We start from the raw sequence: 23,513 nt of genomic DNA, 5'->3' as shown, positions 1-23,513 counted from the left end.
CGCGTGGGAACGGCGGTTTGCCGAGCCGGCGTAAGGGCGAGGGTGTCTTGCCTGGCTTCGTGCCGACGCGCGGCAGCGCCGGCCTGCCCGCTTGCGCGGTCGCCTTTTGCGCGGCCGCGGCGGCGCTGGTCGCGGCGCCTGCGAGCGCGCATCCGCATATGTGGATAGATGGCCAGGCTCAGCTGGTGTTCGATGACCAGGGCCGGCTGGCGGCGTTGCGGGAACGCTGGAAGTTCGACGAGATGTTCGTGGCCTATACGACGCAGGGCCTGGCGGACAAGAAGGGCCAGCTGGCGACGTCCACATTGAACCGCATGGCGCGTGAGTGGATGAGCGCCTTGGGCGAGCCTATCTCCCATTACTTCACGCGCGTCGCCGCGAATGGCAAGGTGCTGCCTTACGGCACGCCGCGCGATGCCAAGGTGGAGTGGGACGCGAAGAGCAAGGCGATGACGCTGGTCTTCACCTTACCCTTGCAACAGCCGGTGGCGCCGGGCGCCGCTGGTGTGGACGTCGATATCATCGATCCCACTTATTTCGTAGCCTACGATTTCAGCGCGCCGGGTGCCATCAGCATGGATCGCGCGCCGGCGAATTGCCGAGCCGATTATCGTGCGCCCAAGCCCCTGGATGCCGCGTTGGTGCAGCAACTGGCTGCCATCCCGGCGGATCAGCCGGACTTGCCCGAAGAGTTGTTCGCGATCACCAAAGGGCTGACGCATCGGGTACGGGTGACGTGCGAGTAATGCGCCTGCCTTGCCGTCACCGGAGTCCGTCGCTTTCGATGATGCTGGTGGTTTGCGCCGGGTTGATGCTGGCGGGAGTGGCCCTGCCGGTGCTGGCGGCGCCGCATCCTTTCGGAGTTCCGGAAGCAGGCGGCGGCGCGGTGGACGGGCCGGACTGGTTGCTGCGTCTGTTGGGATGGGTGTCGGCGTGGCAGAGCCATTTCTATCGTCAGCTGACGGGTGCGGTGCGGGCCTGGCAGGCGGATGCCTGGGCCGCGTGGCCTTTGGTGGGCCTGTCGTTCGCGTATGGGGTGTTCCATGCCTTGGGGCCCGGGCATGGGAAGGCGGTTGTCGCCACGTATGTGCTGGCGAATCGGCAGACCGCGCGTAATGGCGCGGTGTTGGCGCTGTTGTCGGCGCTGGTGCAGGCTTTGGTGGCGATCCTGCTGGTCAGCGTGGCCGCGGGGATATTGCGGGTCACCGCGGTGACGATGAATGCGGCGACGCGATGGCTGGAAGTCGGATCGTTCGCGATGATCGTCGCGTTGGGGGTGTGGTTGGTGTGGCGCAAGGCGATCCGGCCTTTGTGGCGCGGCGATGCCGGCGCGGCAGGCCATGCTCATGCCGATGGCGTCCATGCTGGCCACGACCACGACCACGACCATGACCTCAGTCACAGTCACAGTCACAGTCACAGTCACAGTCACAGTCACAGTCACGACCACAGCGACAACCTCGACCATAGCCACGGGCGCAGCCATAACCATGGCGCGGCGCCTCGGGCCGGCGCTGCCCATGCCCATGTGCATGGCGACGATTGCGGCTGCGGTCATGCGCATGTGCCGGCGCCGGAAGCGGTGGCTGGCCGGCTCGACCTGCGCAAGGCGTGGTCGGCCATCCTGGCGGTGGGCCTGCGCCCCTGCAGCGGGGCGCTGATCGTGCTGGTATTCGCCCTGGCCCAGGGCTTCTATCTATCCGGTGTGGTGTCCGCATTGGCCATGGGCCTGGGCACCGGCCTGACCGTCGCGGCCTTGGTATGGGCCGCGGTGGCGGCGAGCGATCTGCTGGTGCGCGGCGGCGCGCGCCTGTCACCAGCGTGGGCCGGCCGCCTGCGCTATGCCACGCAGGCCTGCGCGGCCGTCGCGGTCCTGGCGTTCGGATTGCTGCTGCTAGGCGGCGCCGTCACCAGCGCTGCGTGAATCAAGACTTCCGGCCAGCGCGGGGATGCGCCTGGTCATACACCTTGGCCAGATGCTGAAAATCCAGCCGGGTGTAGACCTGCGTCGTGGATATGTTCGCGTGGCCCAGCATCTCCTGCACGGCCCGCAAATCCTGCGCTGATTGCAGGACGTGGCTGGCGAAGCTGTGCCGCAAGACGTGCGGATGCACGTGCACCGGCAGCCCGCTGGCCGCGGCCACTTTATCGAGCTGCTTCTGTACGACCCGCGGCGTGATGCGACGACCACGTTCCCCCAGGAACAAGGCCGCGGTATCCGCCGGCCCGCTGGACGGCCCCAGCAAGCGCGCCCGCACCTGCAGCCACGCCTGCACCGCTTGCAGCGCGGCGCCGCCCACGGGCACCGAACGGCGCTTGCCGCCTTTCCCAAGCACCACCACTTCATGCTCGTCCAGGTTCAGCCAGCTGGCGGACTCGTGCTCGGCCCCGCGCTCGTAGCGCCAGTCCAGGCTGGTCAGTTCCGACAGCCGCAGGCCGCTGGAGTAAAGCAATTCGAACATGGCCTGGTCGCGTAGCGCGACGGGTTCGGTCGCGGCCTTGGCGGCGGGCCGCTCTAGCAGGGCCTGGGCCTGTTCCACCGACAAGGCCTTGGGCAGGCCGCGCGGCGCCTTGGGCGCCTTGACGCCGGCCACCGGATTGCCCGGCAAGCCCGCTTCCTGCGCCCACCATTGATAGAAGCCGCGCCACGCGGCCAGTGCGCGCGCCAGGCTGCGCGGGCCCAGGTCGCGCGCATGCAGGCGTGCGACGAACTGCCGGATGTGGCCGTTGGACAGCTGCTCCAGCGGGCGCTCGCCTGCGAGTTCGGCCAGATAGGCCAGGTCGCGGCCATAGCCGGCCAGCGTATGCGGGGAGTAGCGCCGATTCGATTCCAGATGCGCCAGCCATGCCTGCATGGGGGCGGGCAGAGGGGCCTGCTGCGTTCGAGGGGCGCGCGCCATGGCCTCTGTCCCTGTGGTCGCGACGGCTTACGCCGCGGCCAGGCGCCGTAGCGTGGCGGAGGCCAGACTGCTGACGGTCTCCAGGAAGGTCGTGCCCTTGTCCGCCGAGAACCGTTCCGGATCGTCCGAGCCCAGGACCAGCAAGCCGATGCTGGGTTCATCAGGGGCGGGGCGCAGGGGAATCAGTGCCAGCGAACGGGGCGTGGCGGTGAGCCATTTGACCGCTTCGAATTCGGTATCGGTACCGCAGTAGGGCACTTTCAAGGTATCGGTAAACGTGCGCACGTCTTCCGATACCGGCGCGCCATAGCCGGTCTCCGGCAGCTGCTCCAGGCGCCACAGACGCAGGCCCACTTCGTTCAGGTCGAACTGCTGCGCCAGGCCCAGGGCGATCTCGCCTGGCAGGCGCTGGATCTCCGTTTCGCCCAACAGGCGGCAACTCCATTGCTTGAGCTTGGTGCTGATGTCTTCATTGAGGCTGGCGTTGCTGATCAGGTCGTTCAAACGCCATTCAAATTCGCGGATGCGTTCGCGCAGTGTGAAGATTTGCCGCTCGCCCAGCGAGATGGTGCGGCCGCCATGCGGATGCGGCACCGGCAGGGTGGCGAACAGGTCCGCATGGGTGGTGAAGAAGTCGTTGTTATCACGCAGGAAGTCGGCAACCTGTTCTGCGCTAAGCGTATTGTCGGTCATGGGAGGCGAGTCGCTGGTCATCATTGGGGCCTGTTAGGCAGAGCCTGAGCCGCAAGGCTTCAAAGGCGGGAATTTCAACGGCTGAGTGCCATGGAAAAAACGAGTTGGTCGATATCGACCTGGCCGGTGTAGACGGATGTGGCCGGGCCGGTCATGCGCAGCAAGGCGCCGTCCCAGTCCACCGTCAGCACGCCGCCGCGCGCATGCACGCGTACCGGCGTGTCCAACAGGCCGCGGCGGATGCCGGCGGCTACCGCCGCGCACGCGCCCGTGCCGCAGGCGAGGGTTTCTCCGGCGCCGCGTTCGTACACGCGCAGGCGGATGGTGTTGCGGTCGACGATCTGCATGAAGCCGGCGTTGACGCGGCGCGCGAAGCGCGGGTGCGACTCAACCAGCGGGCCGATGCGTTCGACCGGCGCGCGGTCGACATCATCGACGATCTGTACGGCATGGGGATTGGAAATGGCGACGATGGAAATGTCGACCGTGGCCGGCAGATCGCCATGGCCGGGCAGTGCCGCGCCCTGGGTCGCCTCGTGCAGCGGCAGCGCATAGAGCGTATCGGCGCTTTCCGTGCGCGTGGCCAGGCCGGCGCCATCGAAGGGCAGAGACGCGGGATCGAAGCGGGTGCTGCCCATTTCGACGGTGACCTGTCCGTCGTCGCCTTCATCCAGCACGATGATGCCGGTGGCGATTTCCGCGCGCAGGGGATTGCGGTCGGACAGGCCGGTCTCGTGGACGAAACGGACGAAGCAGCGCGCGCCGTTGCCGCAGTGCTCGACCTCGCTGCCATCGGAATTGAAGATGCGATAACGGAAATCGGCGGCGGGCGACGATGCGCGCTCGACCAGCAGGATCTGGTCCGCGCCGATGCCGAAATGACGGTCGCCGAGCGCGCGGGCGCGTTCAGGCGTCATTTCGATGTCTTGGCGCACGCCGTCGAGCACGACGAAGTCGTTGCCGGCGCCATGCATTTTGGTGAAGTTCCAGTTCATGCGCGCCATTATCCTCCAATCACGTCATGCCGCGCAGGGGGAGGCGGCCAAGCGGCGGACTTGCGGCCAACCACTCTCCATCAATAGAACTTCTTTTCCCCAAGCGGACGGGTCTTGAAGCGGCGGTGCACCCAGTAATACTGGCTGGGGCAGCGCATGACCCAGCTCTCCAGTTCGCGGTTCAGGCGCGCGGTGGCGTCTTCCAGGCTGTCTTCGCCGGGGAAATCGGCCAGCGGCGGCAGCATTTCCACATGGTAGTTGCCCGTGGCCGGATCCCAGAATTCGATCACCGGGAAAACGGGCAGCTGCCATTTGCGGGCGAGCTGCGCGGTGGCCGGCACGGTAGCCGCCAGCACGCCGAAGAAGGGGACGAAGACGGCCCCTTCGCGGCCGAAGTCCATGTCCGGCAGGTAGTAGATGGGACGGCCTGCGCGGATGTGGCGGATCAGGCCGCGCACGCCGTCGTGGCGGCTGACCAGATGCACGTCGTTGAAGCGGGCCCGGCCGGCCGCCACGATGGCGTCGACGTCCGGATCGCGCTGCGGCGTGTACATGGTGGCGCCGGTAGGCGTGATCATCGTCAGCCGGGTGGCGGCGACGTCCAGGCCGACGAAGTGGGGCGCCAGCAGGATCATGGGCTTGCCCTCGTCGAGCAGGCGCTGATATTCCGGCGGGACGCTGACGCTGACCATGGCTTCGATGGCGGCCGGCGTGCCGTACCAAAGCACGCCGCGATCGACCAGCGACTGGGACAGCGCGCGGAAGTGCTCGCGCAGCCAGCGTTCGCGCGTGGCTTCGCTTTCATTGGGGAAGCAGAGCTGCAGGTTGATGCGCACGATGCGCTGGCGGCGCCGCGCGAAGGTCAGGGTCAGCCAGTTCAGGCACGCGCCCGCACGCAGGCGCGTGGCGGGGCTGACGCGGCCGAACCAGCCGAACAGGGCCTCCAGGGCGCGGCGCTTCAGGCCAGGCTTGGCGGCCGGGTTGCCCTCGCCCGATGTGGCTCCAGGGGCCGCGCCGGGGGCATGGTCCGTGCGCCCGGCGGGGCCGGCATCCGCGCCAGTCAAAGTGGCCGGGTCGCGCTTATCGCGGAGTCCGTTCATGGCGTGGGCTCCTGGCCGGCCGCGGTATCGGGCGGAGGCGTGCCGCGCGTCTTGTAGCGGTTGTAGCTCCACAGGTATTGCCGCGGGAATCGGCGGATCAAGGTTTCCATGGAGGCATTCAGCAAGGTGGCCTGTTCCTGTAGCGTCGCGGGCAGCGGCGAGGGCACGCGCATCAGGTGGATGCGCCAGCCGCGGCCGCGGGACAGCCGTTCGCTGGCCATCAGGACGATGGGCACGTCATGCGGCGCGGCCAGCTTGCCGGGCAGGGTGATGGTATAGGCCGGACGGCCGAAGAAGGGCGCCCAGACGCCTTCACCGGCGCCCGGGGCCTGGTCGGGCAGCAGCCCGATGGCTTGCTGCTTGCGCAGCGTGCGGACGAATTCACGGACGCCTTGCAGGGTGGCCGGCACCGCGCGCAGCTCCGCCGTATTGCGCGCCTGCTCCAGCAAGGGCGCCAGGGCGGCCTGGCGGGGCGGGCGGAACATCACGGTCAGGGGCATGCGCTTGGCAAGATAGCGCGCGTTGATTTCGAAGCCACCCAGGTGCGGGGTCAGGAAGATGACGCCGCGCTGCTCTGCCAGGGCGGCTTCGGCGACGTGCCATTCGTCGGTGGTGGTGCGGGCCAGGCAGTCTTCGGGGCGGAACCAGATCTTGGGCTGCTCCAGCATCATGGCGCCGATTTCACCGGCCGCGGCGCGGGCGAAGGCGGCGTCCGGATAGCCTGCCTGGGTGGCATTGGCGCGCAGGCGCGTGCGAAAACGCCCAGGCAGCGCATAGGCCAGCCGGCCGAACAGGCGGCCCGTGCCTTGCAGCAGGGCCAGCGGCAGGCAGGCCAGCAGACGGAAAAATACAACAATCAGCATGCGTCGATGGGGTGCCGCAAGGGCGTGGCAGCGAAAACCGCCATTTTCGCCTAAAATCGGGCGGTCGCCGAGTTAACCGACAACTTGCGGGGCGACGCACGGTTGGGTTCCATGCTTATTAGCTGGGGCTGGCCACGCAAAATTCCGCTAAAGCGTCGCGCCGGGTCAAGGTCCCATATGAGATTGCGATTTCAGGTGCAACGCGCCGATGAACGATCTTGCCGGTTTACCGGTATTTGTCTGAAGGACCTTTGCAAATGGCGCAAAACGATTTCCTCTTCACTTCCGAGTCCGTCTCCGAAGGCCATCCCGACAAAGTCGCGGATCAAATCTCCGACTCCATCCTGGACGCGATCTTCACGCAAGATCCGAATGCACGCGTAGCGGCCGAAACCCTGTGCAACACGGGTCTGGTCGTGCTGGCCGGTGAGATCACCACCACCGCCAACGTCGATTACATCCAGGTCGCGCGCGACACCATTCGCCGCATCGGCTACGACAATACCGACTACGGTATCGACTACAAGGGTTGCGCGGTGCTGGTCGCTTACGACAAGCAGTCGCCCGATATCGCCCAAGGCGTGGATCGCAGCTCCGAGGACTACCTGAATCAGGGCGCCGGCGACCAAGGCCTGATGTTCGGCTACGCCTGCGACGAAACCCCCGACCTGATGCCCGCTCCGATCTGGTACTCGCACCGCCTGGTGCAGCGCCAGAGCGAACTGCGCAAGGACGGCCGTCTGCCGTGGCTGCGTCCGGACGCCAAGTCGCAGGTGACCTTCCGCTACGTCAACGGCAAGCCGGCTGAAGTCGATACCGTCGTGCTGTCGACCCAGCACCATCCGGAAGTGTCGCAAGAGACCATCCGTGAAGCGGTCATCGAAGAAATCATCAAGCCCAGCTTCCCCGAAGGCCTGATCACCGCGAACACCAAGTTCCTGGTCAACCCCACCGGCCGCTTCGTCATCGGCGGCCCGCAAGGCGACTGCGGCCTGACCGGCCGCAAGATCATCGTCGACACGTACGGCGGCGCATGCCCGCACGGCGGCGGCGCGTTCTCGGGCAAGGATCCTTCGAAGGTGGACCGTTCGGCTGCTTACGCTGCCCGCTACGTCGCCAAGAACATCGTCGCCGCCGGTCTGGCGCGTCAGTGCCAGGTGCAGGTCAGCTACGCCATCGGCGTGGCCGAGCCCATCAACATCACCGTGTACACGGAAGGCACCGGCGTGTTGCCGGACGAAGAATTGGCCAAGCTGGTGCGTGAGCACTTCGACCTGCGTCCCAAGGGCATCGTCAACATGCTCGACCTGCTGCGTCCGATCTACGCGAAGACCGCTGCCTATGGCCACTTCGGCCGTTCGGAGCCGGAATTTTCGTGGGAAGCCACGGACAAGGTTGCCGCGCTGAAGAAGTCGGCGTAATCGGGCTGGCCGCTGCGGCGGCCGCGCGAAAGAAAAATGGATCCCATAGGGATCCATTTTTTTTGGCTGCGGGACGGCGCCGGCGTCGGCGTCGGAGGCAAGGCCTCTGGGCGTGCGCGATGGCACGGCGTTGCGCTCCGCGATGGCGTGGGCCATGCGCGATGGCGCGCTTAGCCAGGTTGGCGCAGGGCCTGGAGGCGGGCGGCGCGTAGCGCCGGTTTGATGCGCGCCGGGTCGCCGCCTTCGGCGCGGGCGATGGCGCCGGCATCGATGGCGCGGACCGCCGCGAGGCGGCGCGACCAGGTGTCGATGTCGACCGGGCGCACGATGGCGGCGGCCTTCAGCAGGTCGATGAACCGGTCAGGCTTGCGCAGCCCGTCGCAACGTTCGATCAGGTCTAGCGCCGCTTCATCGGCATCGGCATCGCCCGCGTCAGCGCCTGCGGCCGCCTTGGCCGCGGGAGCGGCCTCGTTAACGGGCGCAGCGCGGTTCGCCGGCGATGAATCGCCAACGGCATTACCAAGCTCGTCGAGGACCACAGGCAGCAGCCGCGCTTCGTCGGTGCATGCGGAAGGCACGCGCAGGCGGGTGCCCAGCGCGCTGGCATCGGGGGTGTGGCGGCATAGCAAGGCCCAGCGGCCAGGCAGGGGCAGCCCGGCGGCCGCAGCGCGATCGAGTTCCGCGCCGGTGTCGCCGCTGTTCTTCGCGCTGGTGCCGGCGTCATTCTTCGCACCGGTGTTAGCGTCATTGTCCGCGCCGGTGGCGCCGGCCACCACCAGCCCCGGCAATACCCGCGGCAGGGCTTCGCTGTCGCGCAGCACGTTCAGCACGCGCGACGGCGTGTCGGTCATCAGGCCGCGCGAGATTTCCTTCCACACTCGTTCGGGCACCAGGGCGTCCGCTTCACCCGCCTGCACCATGCGGCGGCACAGTTCGATGGTCTCCGGCGCGATGGTGAAGTCGGCGAAGCGCGCCGCGAAACGGGCCAGGCGCAGGATGCGGACCGGATCCTCGGCGAAAGCCGGGCCCACGTGGCGCAACACCTTGGCGCGCACATCCGCCGCGCCGTCCAAAGGATCGATCAGGCTGCCGTCGGCGGCGCGGGCGATCGCATTCACCGTCAGGTCACGCCGCTGCAGGTCGGCTTCCAGCGTGACGTCGGTGCCCGTATAAAACGTGAACCCCTTGTAGCCCCGCCCCGACTTGCGCTCGGTGCGCGCCAGCGCGTATTCCTCGCGCGTGTCGGGATGCAGGAAGACGGGAAAGTCGCCGCCCACGGGCATGAAGCCCCGCTTGGCCATCTGCTCGGGCGTGGCGCCAACGACTACCCAGTCGCGGTCACCGGCAGGCAGGCCGAGCAAATCGTCCCGCACCGCCCCGCCGACCACGTAGGCCGTCAGCCCGGCCAGGGCCGGGTCATGCGCGGTCTGCTGCACAAGCTCGCGCGCCAAGCTTGCGCCTGTCCCAGCAGCGGTGCCCGGGCCGGTGCCCGTGTCAGTGCCCGCCCCCGCCCCCGCCCCGCTCGCCGGCTTCCCCTTACTCACGGCAAGGGTACCGGCGCGTTGGCCTGGGGTGAGATCTGGCCCAGGCGCTGCTTGAGCGATTGGGGCTGCCCGGTGAACAGCGCGGCGTAGTAGGTGGCGTTGGACATCACGTTCTTCACGTACGTGCGTGTCTCGGTGAAGGGGATGGTCTCGGCGAAAATGGCGCCTTCGACCGGGTGCGACAAGGTCGACCGCCACAGCACGGGCCGGCGCGGCCCCGCGTTGTAGCCGGCACTCGCCAGCACCTGCGACCCGCCCAGGTCCTGCAGCACCATGCTCAGATAGTTGGTGCCGAGGATGGTGTTGGTGTCGAAGTCGTTGACGCTGGCCGGCGTGAAGTCATCCATGCCGATCTTGCGCGCCACCCATTTGGCAGTTGCCGGCATCAACTGCATCAATCCCGACGCGCCCACCGAAGACCGCGCATCCATGATGAAGCGCGACTCCTGGCGGATCAGCCCGTAGACCCACGCGGGATCCAGCGAGATCTGGGTGGCCTTGGCCGACACCCGGCCCTCGAACGGCGCGATATAGCGCTGCGAGAAGTCGAACTGCTTTTCTGTGCGGTCCGACGTGTTGACCACGCGGTCATAGATATTCTCGCTGCGGGCCAGCTCGGCGGCGGCCAGCAGTTGTCGGTCGTCCATGTCCCGTATCGTGTAATTCCACTCAGGCACGGCGTCGCCGCGCCAACCCAGGCGGAACAGCGCGATGGCGCGTTGCAGGCCGGGATTGGCGCGCGCACGCGCCAGTTCCTGCGACGACAGCGGCGCCGGGCGCGGTGGCACGGTGATCGGACGGCCCAGTTCCTCGGCCGCCAGCTGGCCGTAGAAATTGAACTGGTCGGCGATGGTGGCGTAGCGGCGCTGGGCCTCTTCCTTGTGGCCCGTGGCGGCCATGCCGCGCGCGTCCCAATAGATCCAGCTGGGGTCGTTGCGGTCGGACGCCGGCATCGCGTCGATGCTGGCCATCACCCAGCGCCAGTCGATCTTGGGCTGGCGCAGGGCGGCGCGTACCTTCCACGCCTGGTTATAGGACGTCATGCGGATATGGCCGGCTTCCACATACCAGTCGTTGGCGCGCGAATCCAGGTTGAGCACCGCCACCAGGGCGTACTGGCCGCGCAGCCAGGCGACGTTCTCGCGCGGCAGGCTCTTGGCCCATTCGCGACGGAAGTACGAGTCGGCGACGTCCAGGTCCTTGCGCGGCAGGCGCGCCAGGGCGATGGTGACCAGTTCGGTCTCGGCACGTGAACGGGGCGGCTTGGGCTGCTTGACCAGCCACTTCATCGGATCCTTCATCAAGGCGTCGTACGCCTTCATCTGGCCCGGATCGAACATGTAGCCGGCGAACTTGCTGGCGTCCGCCGTCTTGTTGTTCTCGATGGCGTCGCGCAGCTGCGGTTCCAGCTGCTCCCAGCCCATGACCTTGTCGGCCACCAGCTGGTCGTAAAGTCCCCAGCACCAGGGGCCGGGCGAGAAGGTGTCCATGGCCTGCTGCGCGCTGACCTTCTGGCCGGTCATGTAACGGCCGTTGAGGATGGCGCATTCGGTCTGCGGGCCCGTGTTCTTGACCGGACTCAGTTTCTTGACCGTATCGAAATCACCGGAGCGCGCGGCGACCAGCAGCCAGTCCTGGCGCAGCTTGTCGCCAAGATAGGAGTCCGAATAGCGGCGCAGGAAATTCTGCAGGTCGGGCGTGGGCCGCTGGTTGGCGGGCAGGTTCCACAGCTGGTAGCGCAGCAGCCAGTATTCCGGATACATGCCCAGGATGTCGGAGCGCGCCTGCGGCACGGACATCGCCAGCACCGACCATTGTTTGCGCTGCATGGCGTCGCGCGCCGCGATCACGGCCTGCTGCGCCATGGACGGCGCGGAGGTGACGGCCGGGACCGGCAGGGGTTCCGGCGGCGGGATGATCATGCCGGGCAATCCACCCGGGGCCGGCGCGCCGGGCGCCGCGGGCATACCGGGCGCATTGGGCGTGGTTGGCGCCAGGGCCGGCGCCGGCTGCACGGCGCTCAGGTCAGGCTGCACGGTGGACGGGGCTGGCGGGGTCGCCGGCTGGGCCGTCGCCACGCTGGCGCCGTTTTGCGCGGACGTGCGCTGTTGGGCATCGACCGGCGCACACGCGGCCGCCAGCAGCGCCAGCAAGGGCAACAGCCGGCGTAAAGCCCGGGTCCGCTCGATGCGGGAAAAATTCTGATAACGTCCGGTTTCCAGCCGAGTCTCCTTAACGCTTACCGCCAGGCCGCAACGCAACATCTGTACGGAAATAGATATGTCCATTCGAACTACGCAAGAGGATAACGCAGTACCGCTGCGTAAGCGATTAAGAGAACTCCGTTCGGCATTGCCTGAAGACCAGCGCCGCCGCGGCGGGCTGCTCATGCGTGGCCGTCTCTTTACCTGGCTGGCCATGGCGCGCGACGCGGCCCTGAAAGCCCAGCGCCCGGTGCCGTCCGTGGTGGCCGCCTTTTGGCCCATGCAGGACGAACCGGACTTGCGCCCCCTGCTGGAACAGTGGGTGGAGGCCGGCATCACGGTGGCCCTGCCGGCGGTCCGCGAACGCAACCAGCCGCTCGAATTCCGTCCGTGGACCCCCGACGCACCCATGGCTGAAGGTCCCTATGGCATCCAGGAACCGCTGGCTGGCGCGGTGGTGAGCCCGGATCTGGTTCTGGTGCCCACCTTGGGCTACACCCCCCTGGCCGACCGGGTCGGCTACGGCGGCGGCTATTACGACCGGACCCTGGCAGCGTTGAAAGCGGCGGGGCACCCGCACACCACCATCGGCGTGGCCTGGAGTTGTGGCCGCCTCGATCCCCTCGAACACGTGCCGCAGCCGCACGATGTCCGGCTCGACGCGGTACTGACACCCGACGGTTGGTTGCCTAAAGCGCCTTGATCGCACCGTGATTTCGCCTTGAATTGGTGAATCAGACCGGCGCCATGAGTCATCTTGGCGCCACGCCTGCCCGTAGATGCCCCGGAGCGCACCACTCCGGGGCATCGTCGTTTTGGCTATTCCCGTTGCCGTGCAGGGCAGACCTGCGCGGCACGGTCCAAAGGGGTCCTTGCCAAGACGCTACCGTAGCAGCGCCCGAAAAATAAGCGTGAAACTTATCGTGCCGGACCGGTTACCACTCTTCCGGAAAGTTGGCACAAGTGTTGCTTGTAGCCAACTGACAGACCAATATACGGGCTGTGGCGTGGATCACGATCCGCGTATCAAGGAGGAGCCCCATGATGGACACACCGTCCGGCCGTATCGCGGCCTACGACGAAATGCTCGACCGCGACGGCGCGACCCGCCCGCACTATCACGACTTCCAGCAGTGGCTGTCATCCCAATCCGACGACCTGATGGCGGCGCGGCGCGTCGAAGCCGACCTTAGCTTCCGCCGGGTCGGCATCACCTTTTCCGTGGCCGGCGACGACGCCGGCACCGAACGCCTGATTCCCTTCGACCTGGTGCCGCGCATCATCCCGGCGCAGGAATGGCGGCAGCTGGACGCCGGCCTGAAGCAGCGCGTGCGCGCGCTGAACATGTTCATCCACGACATCTACCACGGCCACGACATCGTGCGGGCCGGCATCGTGCCGGCCGAACAGGTGTTCATGAACGCCCAGTACCGTCCTGAAATGCAGGACGTCGACGTGGCCGAGAACATCTACTGCAACGTCGCCGGCATCGACGTGGTGCGCGCTGGTCAGGGCGAGTTCTACGTGCTGGAGGACAATCTGCGCGTGCCGTCCGGCGTGTCCTACATGCTGGAAAACCGCAAGATGTCGATGCGCCTGCTGCCGGATGCCTTCAGCCGCATCAAGGTCAAGCCGGTGGCCCATTACCCCGACCTGCTGCTGGACAATCTGCGCGAAGTGGCGCCGTCCAATATCGACGATCCCACGGTGGTGGTGCTGACGCCGGGCCAATACAACTCGGCGTACTTCGAGCATGCTTTCCTGGCCCAGCAGATGGGCGTGGAACTGGTGGAGGGCCGCGATCTGTTCGTCGAGCAGAACGCCGTCTACATGCGCACCACGCGCGGCCCGCGCCGGGTCGACGTGATCTACCGCCGCCTGGACGACGACTTCCTCGACCCGCTGTCCTTCCGCGGCGACTCGGCGCTGGGCGTGCCGGGGCTGCTGTCGGTGTACCGCGCCGGCCGCATCACCTTGGCCAACGCCATCGGCACCGGCATCGCCGACGACAAGTCCACCTATCTGTACGTGCCGGACATGATCCGCTTCTACCTGGGCGAGGAACCCATCCTGCAGAACGTGCCGACGTGGCGTTGCTCGCGGCCGGACGAGCTGTCGCATGTGCTGGCGAACATGCACGAACTGGTGGTCAAGGAGGTACACGGCGCGGGCGGCTACGGCATGCTGGTGGGGCCATCGTCGACCCGCGCGCAGATCGACGACTTCAAGGACCGCGTGCGCGCCAATCCGGGGGCTTATATCGCCCAGCCGACCTTGGCGCTGTCCACCGTGCCGACCTATGTGGAGTCGGGTGTGGCGCCGCGCCACGTCGACCTGCGTCCCTACGTGCTGTGCGGCAAGGAAATGCGCACCGTGCCCGGCGGCCTGTGCCGCGTGGCGCTGACCGAAGGTTCGCTGGTGGTCAACAGCAGCCAGGGCGGCGGCACCAAGGACACCTGGGTCCTGGAGGAGTAACCATCATGCTTAGCCGTACCGCCGACAACCTGTTCTGGATGTGCCGCTACGTCGAGCGCGCCGAGAACACCGCGCGCATGCTGGACGTCAATCTGCAGATGTCCTTGCTGCCGCAGGACGAAGCCACGCGTGAGCGTTCGTGGCGCGCGTTGATGCGCATTTCCGAACTGCAGAACCTGTTCGACGCGCGCTATCCGGAAGGCTCGCCCCGCGACGTGCTGCACTTCATGGTGCGCGACGAGGACAATCCTTCGTCCATCTACGCCTGCCTGCGCTGGGCGCGGGAGAATGCCCGGGCCGTGCGCGGCAGCCTTACCACCGAGGTCTGGGAAACCTACAACACCACCTGGCTGGAGCTGCTGAAGCACCTGCGCATGAATTTGCCCGAACGCAACCCAAGCGAGTTCTTCGAATGGGTCAAGTTCCGCTCGCACGTGGCACGCGGCGTGATGATAGGCACCATGCTGGAAGACGAGGCGATGCACTTCCTGCGCCTGGGCATGTACCTGGAACGGGCCGACAACATGGCGCGCATGCTGGACGTCAAGTTCCACGAATACGAGCGCGGCACCGAGCAAACCGACGAGGCTTCCGCCGAGCAGGAACGCGCCCGTGCCACGCACACCGAGTTCTACCGCTGGGCGGCCATCCTGACGTCGGTATCCGGCCTCGAGATCTACCGCAAGGTCTATCGCGACGTCATCAGCCCCGACCGGGTGGCCGAGCTGCTGATCCTGCATGGCGACATGCCGCGGTCGCTGCTGGCGTCGATGCGCGCGGTGGCGGACACCTTGGCCCTGGTGTCGAACGACCGGTCCGCGGAAACGCAGCGGCGCGCCGGCAAGCTCTGCGCGGAATTGCAGTACGCCCGCGTCGAGGACATTCTGTCCAGTGGCCTGCACGGCTACCTGGAACGCTTCCTCGACCATATGAGTGACCTGAGCAGCCGTATCAGCCAGGATTTCCTGCTCTCGACTTCGGTATGAAAGGACGCTGATCATGAGACATTTCATCAAGCATGTGACGCGCTATCAGTACACCGCTCCGGTGACGTACAGCATCCAGACCCTGCACCTGACGCCGCGGCCGGAGGAACACCAGCGTTCGGTGCGCTGGCATATCGAAGCGCCGGGCGCATTGCAGGAACAGGTCGATGCCTACGGCAACGTCACCCACACCCTGACCCTGAACCGGCCGCACGATGAAATCGAATTGCGCGTCACCGGTCAGGTCGAAATCGATCCCTTGCCCTATGGCGTGGTCAATGGCGACGAAAGCCGCCTGCCGGTCCATGCCTTCTGCGTGCCTACGCCGCTGACCCAGGCCGACGACGCCATCCGCGCCTTCTGCCGCGAGGTATTGCCGCAGGGCCTTACCCGCCCGGAAGACAGCCTGGCCCTGGCGCAGGCGATCGCCGACCGGGTCAGCTACGAGCCCGGCACCACCGACGTCACCACGGCCGCCGGCCAGGTGCTAGCCATGGGCCACGGCGTCTGCCAGGATCATGCGCATCTGTTCCTGGCCTGCGTCCGTTCGATGGGCGTGCCGGCCCGCTATGTCAGCGGCTATCTGTATACGGAAGCCGACCACGCGGCCAGCCACGCCTGGGCCGACGTCTGGGTGCCCGACCTGGGCTGGAGCAGCGTGGACATCACCAACCGCCAGTTCGCGTCCGATTGCCATTGCCGGCTGGCGGTGGCGCGTGACTACGATTCGGCGGCGCCGGTGCGGGGCGTGCGCAACGGCGGCGGCAAGGAATCCATGTCCGTTACAGTGCAGGTGCAGTCCGCACAGCAGCAGTAATACAATGGCGGATAGTCTTTTTTCCTATCCCCCCAATGACTTACTGTGTAGCGGCCCGCCTGCGTGACGGTCTGGTTTTCCTGGCCGACTCGCGCACCAATGCGGGTGTGGATCAAATTTCCGTTTTTCGCAAACTCAGCGTTTTCGAACGTCCGGGTGACCGGGTGATGGTGCTGATGACGTCCGGCAACCTGGCCGTGAGCCAGGCCGTCGTCAATCAGCTGTCGATCACGGACAGCGAAAACGAGGCTTCGATCTGGCGCGCGCCGAATCTGTTCGATGCGGCGCGCCTGGTCGGCGATGCCGTGCGCCAGGTGCACCAGCGCGATGCCGACGCCCTGCATGAGCAGGGGGTGGAGTTCAATGTCAACCTGATCTTCGGCGGCCAGATCAAGGGCGAGCGCTGCCGCCTGTTCCAGATCTATTCCGCCGGCAACTTCATCGAAGCCCACGATGAATGCCCGTATTTCCAGATCGGTGAAGCCAAGTATGGCAAGCCCATCATGGACCGCGTGCTGCAGCCCGACACCACCCTGGACGAAGCGGCCAAGTGCGCGCTGATTTCCATGGACTCGACCTTGCGGTCGAATATCTCGGTGGGCTTGCCGCTCGATCTGCTGCTGTATGACAACGACGCATTACGTGTCACGCGCTTCGCCAATATCGACGAGAACAACGAGTACTTCCGCATGATCCGCAACAGCTGGGGCGAACGCCTGCGCCAGGTATTCGCGGAAATCGAGGATCCGATCTGGACCGATCCCTGCGATCCGGACAGCCTGGTCCCGGCGGGGCGGGTGCACCAGCCGGTGCGGATTCAGCCGGGCAGCGCCGAGCCTACCGGCATCACTCCCCTGCAATCGCTTGCTGAAAGTCCGGATACGCCCCAGCAGAGTTGAGGGGCGTTTCTTAGAAATTAAAAATCCCCTGACGGGGATTTTTAATTTCCAGCTGTCGCAGGCTTACACGCCTAGGTTCTGCCAGATCGCCATGGGCGCTTCGGCGTTGTTCAACGTGTAGAAATGCAGGCCAGGCGCCCCCTGGTCCAGCAAACGCCGGCACAGGTCGGAGACCACATCGATGCCGAACGCCCGGATGGACGCCTTGTCATCGCCGAATTCAGCCAGGCGCATGCGGATCCAGCGCGGCACTTCGGCGCCGCACATCTGCGAAAAACGCAGCAGCTGACTGTGATTGGTGATGGGCATGATGCCCGGCACGATGGGCACGGTCACGCCCTTGGCACTCGCCCGGTCGACGAAGTCGAAATAGGCGTCGGCATTGAAGAAATACTGGGTGATGGCACTGTTCGCGCCCGCCTGGACCTTCTCGACGAAGTGATCCAGATCCGCCGTCGAGTTCTCCGCCTGCGGATGGCTCTCCGGATAGGCGGCCACTTCGATGTGGAACCAGTCACCGGTCTCTTCCCGGATGAAAGCCACCAGATCGCGGGCATAACGCAGTTCGCCGGCGTCGCCGCCCATGCCCGACGGCAGGTCGCCGCGCAAGGCCACGACCTGCTTGACGCCTTCCTCGCGGTAGGCGTTCAGGATGCCACGCAGGTCGTCACGCGACGCGCCCACGCAGGACAGATGCGGCGCGGCGGGCACGCCCAGGTTGCGCATGGTGCGCACCGTGTCGGCCGTGCCTTCGCGGGTGGAACCACCGGCACCGAAGGTGACGCTGACGTAGCGCGGATGCATGGCCAGCATCTGCTTGGCGGCGCGCACCAGCCGCTCCTGGGCGGCGATGTCGCGGGGCGGAAAGAATTCGAGGCTGAGCGCCGGCGTCTTCGTATCGGTCATGAGCTTACGAGCATGGAGAGCAGGCCCGAGATGATCGAGTACAGCACCGCACCGATCACGGCCCACCAGAAACCATTGACCTGGAAGCCCTTGAGAATGGACCCGGCAAACCAGAACAACAGCGCGTTGAGAACGATAAGGAACAGACCCAACGTGACGATGGTGATGGGCAGCGTCAGCAGCACCAGCACCGGCTTGACCAGCATATTGAGCAGCCCCAGCACGAGGGCGGCGATCAGCGCCGATCCGAAACTGGCTACCGCGATGCCGGGCAGCAGGTAAGCCACGATCAGCAAGGCAACGGCGTTCAGTATCCAGACGAGTATCAAGGTCATGTTGGGTCTCCCGGAGCAGGTCCGCGCCCGACGGGCGCGGCTACCTGACCCTATTTTGCGTCAATATTAGTAACGGTAATGATTGCTCTTGTAAGGACCTTCAACCGCCACGCTGATGTAGTCAGCCTGTTCCTTGCTCAGCGTGCTCAGGTTCACACCCAGCTTCTTCAGGTGCAGGCGGGCGACCTTCTCGTCCAGCTGCTTGGGCAGCACGTAGACCTGGCCCTTGGTGTAGGCCTCGTTGCGCGTGAACAACTCGATCTGCGCGATGGTCTGGTTGGTGAAGGACGAGGACATCACGAAGGACGGGTGGCCCGTGGCGCAGCCCAGGTTCACCAGGCGGCCCTTGGCCAGCAGGATGATGCGCTTGCCGTCGGGGAAGATGACGTGGTCGACCTGGGGTTTAATTTCTTCCCACTGCAGGTCTTCCAGGCCGGCGACGTCGATTTCGTTGTCGAAGTGGCCGATGTTGCAGACGATGGCCTGGTCCTTCATGCGGTCCATGTGGGCGCGCGTGATGACGTTGTAGTTACCCGTGGCGGTGACGAAGATGTCGGCCTTGTCGGCGGCTTCTTCCATGGTCACGACCTTGTAGCCTTCCATGGCGGCCTGCAGGGCGCAGATCGGGTCGATTTCCGTGACCCAGACCTGGGCGCGCAGGGCCATCAGCGCCTGGGCGCAACCCTTGCCCACGTCGCCGTAGCCGGCGACCACGGCGATCTTGCCGGCGACCATCACGTCGGTGGCGCGCTTGATGCCGTCGACCAGCGATTCGCGGCAGCCATACAGGTTGTCGAACTTGGACTTGGTGACCGAGTCGTTGACGTTGATGGCGGCGAAGGCCAGCTCACCCTTCTGCGACATCTGGTACAGGCGATGCACGCCGGTGGTGGTTTCCTCGGTCACGCCGCGGATCTGCGCCAGGCGGGTCGAGTACCACTTCGGATCACGCGCCAACTGGGCCTTGATGGCCGCGAACAGGACGCGCTCTTCTTCGCTGCCGGGCTTGGCCAGCACCGAGATGTCGCTTTCGGCCTTGGCGCCCAGGTGCAACAGCAGCGTGGCATCGCCGCCGTCGTCCAGGATCATGTTGGCGTGCTGGCCATTGGGCCATTCGAAAATCTTGTGGGTGTAGTCCCAGTATTCGGTCAGGGTTTCGCCCTTGACGGCGAAGACCGGGGTGCCGCTGGCGGCGATGGCGGCGGCGGCGTGGTCCTGGGTCGAGAAGATGTTGCACGAGGCCCAGCGCACTTCGGCGCCCAGCGCGGTCAGCGTTTCGATCAGCACGCCGGTCTGGATGGTCATGTGCAGGCTGCCGGCGATGCGCGCGCCCTTCAGGGGCTGGCTGGCGGCGTACTCTTCACGCGTGGCCATCAGGCCGGGCATTTCGGTTTCGGCGATGGCGAGTTCGCGGCGGCCCCAGCCGGCCAGGCCGATGTCGGCGACGAGGTAGTCGGTGAAGGACTTGTCGGAAACGGTGTTCATTGATTACTCCACGAGAAAAATCGGACGGCGCCACGGCGCGGCCGGTGGGACGAGCGCGCGGACACCCTGAAAGGGGACCCGGCCGTACCGGTGGAGAACCACACGGCGTGCTCGCCTTCACTGCCGCGAAGCAGCTAAGGTGAGCGCCGTTTCATGGTGCCGCGCGAACGCGGCATACCCTGGAATGCTTGAGCCTGGCGGAATGATCCGTCGCAACGCTCCTCAAGCGTGGGCGATATTGTAGCGGGTGGCCGGCGTTAGCGGTACAAAGGCCGCCAAGAGATCCTTGGCCACGCTATCCCAGGTGCGCCCCAGCGCATGCTGGCGCACCGCGTCGCGGTCCAGGCCCAGCGCCGCCTGGCAAGCCGCGCCCAGGTCGTCGTTCAGATAACCGGTAACGCCTTCCTGGATCACCGCCAGCGGCGCCTCGCTGCGGAAGGCCGCCACCGGCGTGCCGCAGGCCATGGCTTCCAGCATGACCAGGCCAAAGGTATCCGTCAGGCTGGGGAAGACGAACACGTCGGCGGCCGAGTAATAGCGCGGCAGTTCGGCGTCCGAGCGCATGCCTTCGAAGCGGACGTTGGGAAATTTCTTGCGCAGGCGGGCTTCGTCCGGCCCCGCGCCGACCACCAGCTTCGAGCCGGGCAGGTCCAGCGCCAGGAAGGCGTCCAGATTCTTTTCCTTGGCCACGCGGCCGACGCTCAGGAATACGGGGCGCGGCAGTTCGGAAAACGCATCGCGTGCGCCCGGCGTGAATTTGTTGCCGTCGACGCCGCGCGACCATACCTGCAGGTTCTGCAAACCGCGGCTGGCGACGATGTCACGCACCGTGGGCGTGGGCACCAGCACCTGCTGCGACGGCTTGTGGAACCAGCGCAGGAAGCGCCACGGCAGCGCGGCCGGGATGCCCATGCGTGCTTCCAGGTAGTCGGGGAACATCGTGTGGAAGGACGTGGTGAAGCGCCAGCCGCGCTTCTGCGCCATGCGTCTCGCGGCCAGCCCCAAGGGGCCTTCGGTGGCGATGTGCAGGATGTCGGGCACCACGTCGCCCAGCACGCGCTTCAGCTGTTGACCGGGAAACAGGCACAGCCGCAGATCGGGCTCGGACGGCGCCGGCACGGTGCGCGCACCCTCCGGACTGACGACGAGGACTTCGTGTCCCCACTCACGCAATAAACGGCACATCGTCGTCCACGTACGGACAACGCCGTTGACCTGCGGATGCCAGGCATCCGTGACCAGCACTATGAGCATGGCGAGCACCTATGGAGCCGCGAAAAACGCCATTAAGCACGGCTTAGATGACATGTAGGCGACAGGCGTCCGCCGGCGTTGCGCCCAGGCCGCGATAGCGGCGCAACACTTCTTTTGTCACTGTCGTGCAATCGTCGCGGCCGTTGATTTTTATCAACAGGTCCATGCGTCCCCGCTGCCATTCTTGCCCTACAGAATTTCGAAATTGGAGAAACGAAGATGGCAATCCCCATGGCAAGCGCGCTACGTAGCGGACAGTCCAAGCGCAGCGGTCGCGTCGTCAACGCAATGCGCGCCGGCATCGCCTTGTGTGGTCTGGGCGCGGCGCTGTTCGTGGCGACGCCGGCCCATGCCTATGACGCCGGCGACTGGCTGCTGCGCGTCGGCGCCACTCAGGTGCGGCCCAAGTCCGACACCGGCAACGCGCTGGATGGCGCGGTGGGCCTGCATGCGAACAAGAGCGTGCGGCCCAGCTTCACGGTCACCTATATGGCGACGAAGAACATCGGCATCGAACTGCTGGGGGCCGTGCCCTTCCAGCACGATGTGAGCGGCAGCGGCGCGGTCAGCGGCAACATCGTCAACAGCAAGCAACTGCCGCCCACCCTCAGCCTGCAATGGCATTTCCTCCCGGACAGCAAGATCCAGCCGTATGTGGGCGTGGGCTTGAACTACACCCACTTCTTCGACACCAAGGGCCGTGGCGCGCTGGCGGGCAACGACGTCAAGCTGACGGATTCTTGGGGGGTGGCCGGCCAGATCGGCGTGGACTACCAGTTGAGCGACCGCTGGCTGCTGAACGCCGACGTCCGCTACATCGATATCGATTCGAAGGTGAAGCTCAATGGCGACATCATCGGCCGCGCGCACGTCGACCCGTGGGTGTTCACGGTGGCGGTGGGTTATCGCTTCTAAGGGGAAGGCGAAGGCGGCGGAACGCGGCGTTCAGATCTTGCGCTTCGGATAGCCTTCCGCGCGGATGCGTGTCCAGATGACCCGTTTCTCTTCGTCGTTCAGGAAGACCCACTCGGCCACTTCCATGGCCGTGCGGCCGCAGCCGCGGCAGATGTCGTCGTAGAGCGTGGAGCAGACCGCCACGCAGGGCGAATCGGTGGCGGTGAAGACTCCCCGGCCGCCTTCGCTGGCGGGCTGGGCGGGGGGCGTGACGGCGCCGCCCACGGAGGTGTCGGAGGGGCTGGCGTCAGCGCCGGGCGCGGCGCCTTCGGGGAAAGACGAAGAGGGATCGATGTACGGGCAAACCATGGGCCAGAGCATAGCACCGGGGCCCGGTCTCTTACCCGTACGACCCCTGGGGGCATGGCCGGAGGTAAGTGCCTACTGCGCGGATGCGGGGCGCAGTTTGCGGACCTCGTCGTCGGACGGCAGGAAGTTCGCGCCGTCCTTGTATTGGTAATCCACCATCACGCCCTTGCCATCCTGCACGGCCAGCTTGCCCACATAGGCGCCCATGGTCGATTGGTGATCGATGGCGCGGTACTGGATGCGGCCGAAGGGGATATCGACGTGCAGGCCTTCGAAAGCGGGAATCAGCTTGTCGGGCTGCGCGCTGCCATCAGCCTTGGCCAGGCCGGCCGCCAGTGACTTGATGGCGCTGTAGCCCACCACCGCGCCCAGGCGCGGATAGTCCTTGTAGCGATCGCGATAGGCCTTGAGGAAGGCCGTGTGTTCCGGGGTCTGGATGGTGGACCAGGGATAGCCGGTGACGATCCAGCCTGCCGGCGTCTCGTCCTTGAGCGGATCCAGGTATTCGGGCTCGCCGGTCAGCATGCTGACCACGGGGGTGGCCGGGAACAGGCCGCGGGTCGTGCCTTCCCGTACCAGCTTGGTCAGGTCGCCCGCGAACAGCACATTGAAGATGGCGTCCGGCTTGGCGTCGGCCAGGGCCTGCGCCACGCTGCCTGCGTCCACCTTGCCCAGCGGCGCGGCCTGGTCGCCGACGAATTCGACGTCCGGCTGGGCTTTCTTCAGCAAGTCCTTGAAGGTGGCCACCGCCGACAGGCCGTATTCGTAATTGGGATAGACGAAGGCCCAGCGCTTCTTGCCCAGCTTGGCGGCTTCGGGCACCAGCATGGCCGCCTGCATATACGTGGAGACGCGCAGGCGGAAGGTATAGCGGTTGCCGTTCTGCCAGACGATCTTGTCGGTCAGCGGCTCGCTGGCCAGGAAGAAGATTTTCTTCTGGCGGGCGAAGTCGGCCAACGCCAGGCCGATATTGGACAGATAGCCGCCCATCAGCACGTCGACGCGTTCGCGCGTCATCAGTTCTTCAGCGGCGCGCACGGCGTCACCGGGATTGGCATTGTCGTCGCGGGTGAACAGTTCCAGCTTCTTGCCGCCCACGCCGCCGGCCGCATTGACCTCGTCCACCGCCAGTTGCATGCCGTTGCGGTAGGGCTCGAGAAAAGCCGGTTGAGCCTTGTAGCTGTTGACCTCGCCGATACGCACGGTGATCTGCGCCTGCGCGGCGCCAGTCGTCAAAGCCCAGGCCGTGGCGGCCAGGCCCAGCAGGCGCGCTGCGTGAGAGATGCGGGCGCGGGGGTAGCGCTTGTCCATGATGCCTCTTTCCGATTGCTGATCGCGTGACTATACCGAAGGGGTACGCGCCACGGTAGCCC

Annotated in this window: 22 protein-coding genes and 1 riboswitch; of the genes, 9 read left to right on the top strand and 13 right to left on the bottom strand. The window is 66.1% G+C overall.

Annotated features, from left to right (window positions below; all coding sequences use genetic code 11):
• The first annotated feature begins 83 nt into the window (after positions 1 to 83).
• Both ASB57_RS21805 and ASB57_RS21800 read left to right on the top strand, forming a co-directional pair.
• Positions 84 to 746 (top strand): DUF1007 family protein, encoded by a 663-nt coding sequence (locus ASB57_RS21805; protein ID WP_057656341.1) that lies wholly within the window; start codon positions 84 to 86, stop codon positions 744 to 746.
• 41 nt (positions 747 to 787) lie between these two features.
• The gene (locus ASB57_RS21800) at positions 788 to 1,924 is read left to right on the top strand and encodes a nickel/cobalt transporter (protein ID WP_082622045.1); all 1,137 of its coding nucleotides are present in this window, start codon (positions 788 to 790) and stop codon (positions 1,922 to 1,924) included.
• Between the two features lies 1 nt (position 1,925).
• On the opposite strand, the gene xerC is transcribed toward ASB57_RS21800, so the two are convergent.
• From xerC to ASB57_RS21775, 5 genes are all read right to left on the bottom strand, one after another.
• The gene (gene xerC / locus ASB57_RS21795) at positions 1,926 to 2,900 is read right to left on the bottom strand and encodes a tyrosine recombinase XerC (RefSeq protein WP_057654103.1); all 975 of its coding nucleotides are present in this window, start codon (positions 2,898 to 2,900) and stop codon (positions 1,926 to 1,928) included.
• 27 nt (positions 2,901 to 2,927) lie between these two features.
• The gene (locus ASB57_RS21790) at positions 2,928 to 3,593 is read right to left on the bottom strand and encodes a DUF484 family protein (RefSeq protein ID WP_057656340.1); all 666 of its coding nucleotides are present in this window, start codon (positions 3,591 to 3,593) and stop codon (positions 2,928 to 2,930) included.
• Positions 3,594 to 3,667: 74 nt separating this feature from the next.
• Positions 3,668 to 4,588, bottom strand: coding sequence for a diaminopimelate epimerase (gene dapF / locus ASB57_RS21785; protein ID WP_156414233.1), 921 nt, complete (start codon positions 4,586 to 4,588; stop codon positions 3,668 to 3,670).
• A gap of 80 nt (positions 4,589 to 4,668) precedes the next feature.
• The gene (locus ASB57_RS21780) at positions 4,669 to 5,688 is read right to left on the bottom strand and encodes a lysophospholipid acyltransferase family protein (RefSeq protein ID WP_082621751.1); all 1,020 of its coding nucleotides are present in this window, start codon (positions 5,686 to 5,688) and stop codon (positions 4,669 to 4,671) included.
• On the bottom strand, positions 5,685 to 6,548 hold the full coding sequence (locus tag ASB57_RS21775; RefSeq protein WP_057656338.1) for a lysophospholipid acyltransferase family protein: 864 nt from the start codon (positions 6,546 to 6,548) through the stop codon (positions 5,685 to 5,687). The genes ASB57_RS21780 and ASB57_RS21775 overlap by 4 nt, the downstream gene beginning before the upstream one ends.
• A 260-nt stretch (positions 6,549 to 6,808) precedes the next feature.
• Here ASB57_RS21775 and metK point away from each other — a divergent pair, with 260 nt between their 5' ends.
• The gene (metK, locus tag ASB57_RS21770) at positions 6,809 to 7,972 is read left to right on the top strand and encodes a methionine adenosyltransferase (protein ID WP_057654101.1); all 1,164 of its coding nucleotides are present in this window, start codon (positions 6,809 to 6,811) and stop codon (positions 7,970 to 7,972) included.
• A 170-nt stretch (positions 7,973 to 8,142) separates the two neighbouring features.
• Here metK and ASB57_RS21765 read toward each other — a convergent pair whose 3' ends face one another.
• Both ASB57_RS21765 and ASB57_RS21760 read right to left on the bottom strand, forming a co-directional pair.
• Positions 8,143 to 9,423, bottom strand: coding sequence for a CCA tRNA nucleotidyltransferase (locus ASB57_RS21765; RefSeq protein ID WP_231755213.1), 1,281 nt, complete (start codon positions 9,421 to 9,423; stop codon positions 8,143 to 8,145).
• An 89-nt stretch (positions 9,424 to 9,512) separates the two neighbouring features.
• Positions 9,513 to 11,780, bottom strand: a complete 2,268-nt coding sequence (locus ASB57_RS21760) for a lytic transglycosylase domain-containing protein (protein WP_057654100.1) — start codon at positions 11,778 to 11,780, stop codon at positions 9,513 to 9,515.
• Between the two features lie 16 nt (positions 11,781 to 11,796).
• On the opposite strand from ASB57_RS21760, the gene ASB57_RS21755 reads away from it, so the two are divergent.
• From ASB57_RS21755 to ASB57_RS21735, 5 genes are all read left to right on the top strand, one after another.
• Positions 11,797 to 12,423, top strand: coding sequence for a 5-formyltetrahydrofolate cyclo-ligase (locus ASB57_RS21755; RefSeq protein ID WP_057654099.1), 627 nt, complete (start codon positions 11,797 to 11,799; stop codon positions 12,421 to 12,423).
• Between the two features lie 338 nt (positions 12,424 to 12,761).
• Positions 12,762 to 14,195, top strand: coding sequence for a circularly permuted type 2 ATP-grasp protein (locus tag ASB57_RS21750; protein WP_369822738.1), 1,434 nt, complete (start codon positions 12,762 to 12,764; stop codon positions 14,193 to 14,195).
• A gap of 5 nt (positions 14,196 to 14,200) precedes the next feature.
• Positions 14,201 to 15,181: an alpha-E domain-containing protein gene (locus ASB57_RS21745; RefSeq protein ID WP_057654098.1), complete on the top strand. Its 981-nt coding sequence runs from the start codon at positions 14,201 to 14,203 to the stop codon at positions 15,179 to 15,181.
• Positions 15,182 to 15,194: 13 nt separating this feature from the next.
• Complete coding sequence (locus ASB57_RS21740) at positions 15,195 to 15,998, top strand: transglutaminase family protein (RefSeq protein WP_057654097.1); 804 nt, start codon at positions 15,195 to 15,197, stop codon at positions 15,996 to 15,998.
• A gap of 35 nt (positions 15,999 to 16,033) precedes the next feature.
• Positions 16,034 to 16,897: a proteasome-type protease gene (locus ASB57_RS21735; RefSeq protein ID WP_057654096.1), complete on the top strand. Its 864-nt coding sequence runs from the start codon at positions 16,034 to 16,036 to the stop codon at positions 16,895 to 16,897.
• Positions 16,898 to 16,960: 63 nt separating this feature from the next.
• On the opposite strand, the gene metF is transcribed toward ASB57_RS21735, so the two are convergent.
• The 4 genes from metF to ASB57_RS21715 form a co-directional block, all read right to left on the bottom strand.
• Positions 16,961 to 17,803 carry a methylenetetrahydrofolate reductase [NAD(P)H] gene (gene metF, locus ASB57_RS21730; protein WP_057654095.1) on the bottom strand — a complete coding sequence of 281 codons (843 nt, stop codon included), beginning with the start codon at positions 17,801 to 17,803 and terminating at the stop codon, positions 16,961 to 16,963.
• Positions 17,800 to 18,138, bottom strand: a complete 339-nt coding sequence (locus ASB57_RS21725) for a phage holin family protein (RefSeq protein ID WP_057654094.1) — start codon at positions 18,136 to 18,138, stop codon at positions 17,800 to 17,802. Before ASB57_RS21725 ends, metF begins: the two co-directional genes overlap by 4 nt.
• 66 nt (positions 18,139 to 18,204) lie before the next feature.
• Positions 18,205 to 19,623 carry an adenosylhomocysteinase gene (gene ahcY / locus ASB57_RS21720; RefSeq protein WP_057654093.1) on the bottom strand — a complete coding sequence of 473 codons (1,419 nt, stop codon included), beginning with the start codon at positions 19,621 to 19,623 and terminating at the stop codon, positions 18,205 to 18,207.
• A 134-nt stretch (positions 19,624 to 19,757) separates the two neighbouring features.
• Positions 19,758 to 19,853: riboswitch (S-adenosyl-L-homocysteine riboswitch) on the bottom strand.
• A complete protein-coding gene (locus ASB57_RS21715; RefSeq protein WP_057654092.1) occupies positions 19,846 to 20,877 on the bottom strand; it encodes a glycosyltransferase family 1 protein in 1,032 nt (343 codons plus the stop codon). (Overlaps the previous riboswitch by 8 nt.)
• 288 nt (positions 20,878 to 21,165) lie before the next feature.
• Here ASB57_RS21715 and ASB57_RS21710 point away from each other — a divergent pair, with 288 nt between their 5' ends.
• Complete coding sequence (locus tag ASB57_RS21710; RefSeq protein ID WP_057656335.1) at positions 21,166 to 21,792, top strand: OmpW family protein; 627 nt, start codon at positions 21,166 to 21,168, stop codon at positions 21,790 to 21,792.
• 30 nt (positions 21,793 to 21,822) lie between these two features.
• Here ASB57_RS21710 and ASB57_RS21705 read toward each other — a convergent pair whose 3' ends face one another.
• Together ASB57_RS21705 and ASB57_RS21700 are read right to left on the bottom strand one after the other, a co-directional pair.
• Positions 21,823 to 22,140 (bottom strand): DUF1289 domain-containing protein, encoded by a 318-nt coding sequence (locus tag ASB57_RS21705; protein WP_082621750.1) that lies wholly within the window; start codon positions 22,138 to 22,140, stop codon positions 21,823 to 21,825.
• Between the two features lie 72 nt (positions 22,141 to 22,212).
• Positions 22,213 to 23,451: an ABC transporter substrate-binding protein gene (locus ASB57_RS21700; protein ID WP_082621749.1), complete on the bottom strand. Its 1,239-nt coding sequence runs from the start codon at positions 23,449 to 23,451 to the stop codon at positions 22,213 to 22,215.
• Positions 23,452 to 23,513 lie beyond the last annotated feature (62 nt).

The organism is Bordetella sp. N (assembly GCF_001433395.1).
Taxonomy (GTDB): Bacteria; Pseudomonadota; Gammaproteobacteria; order Burkholderiales; family Burkholderiaceae_B; genus Bordetella_C.
This window is presented reverse-complemented; position numbering and strand designations above follow the sequence as displayed.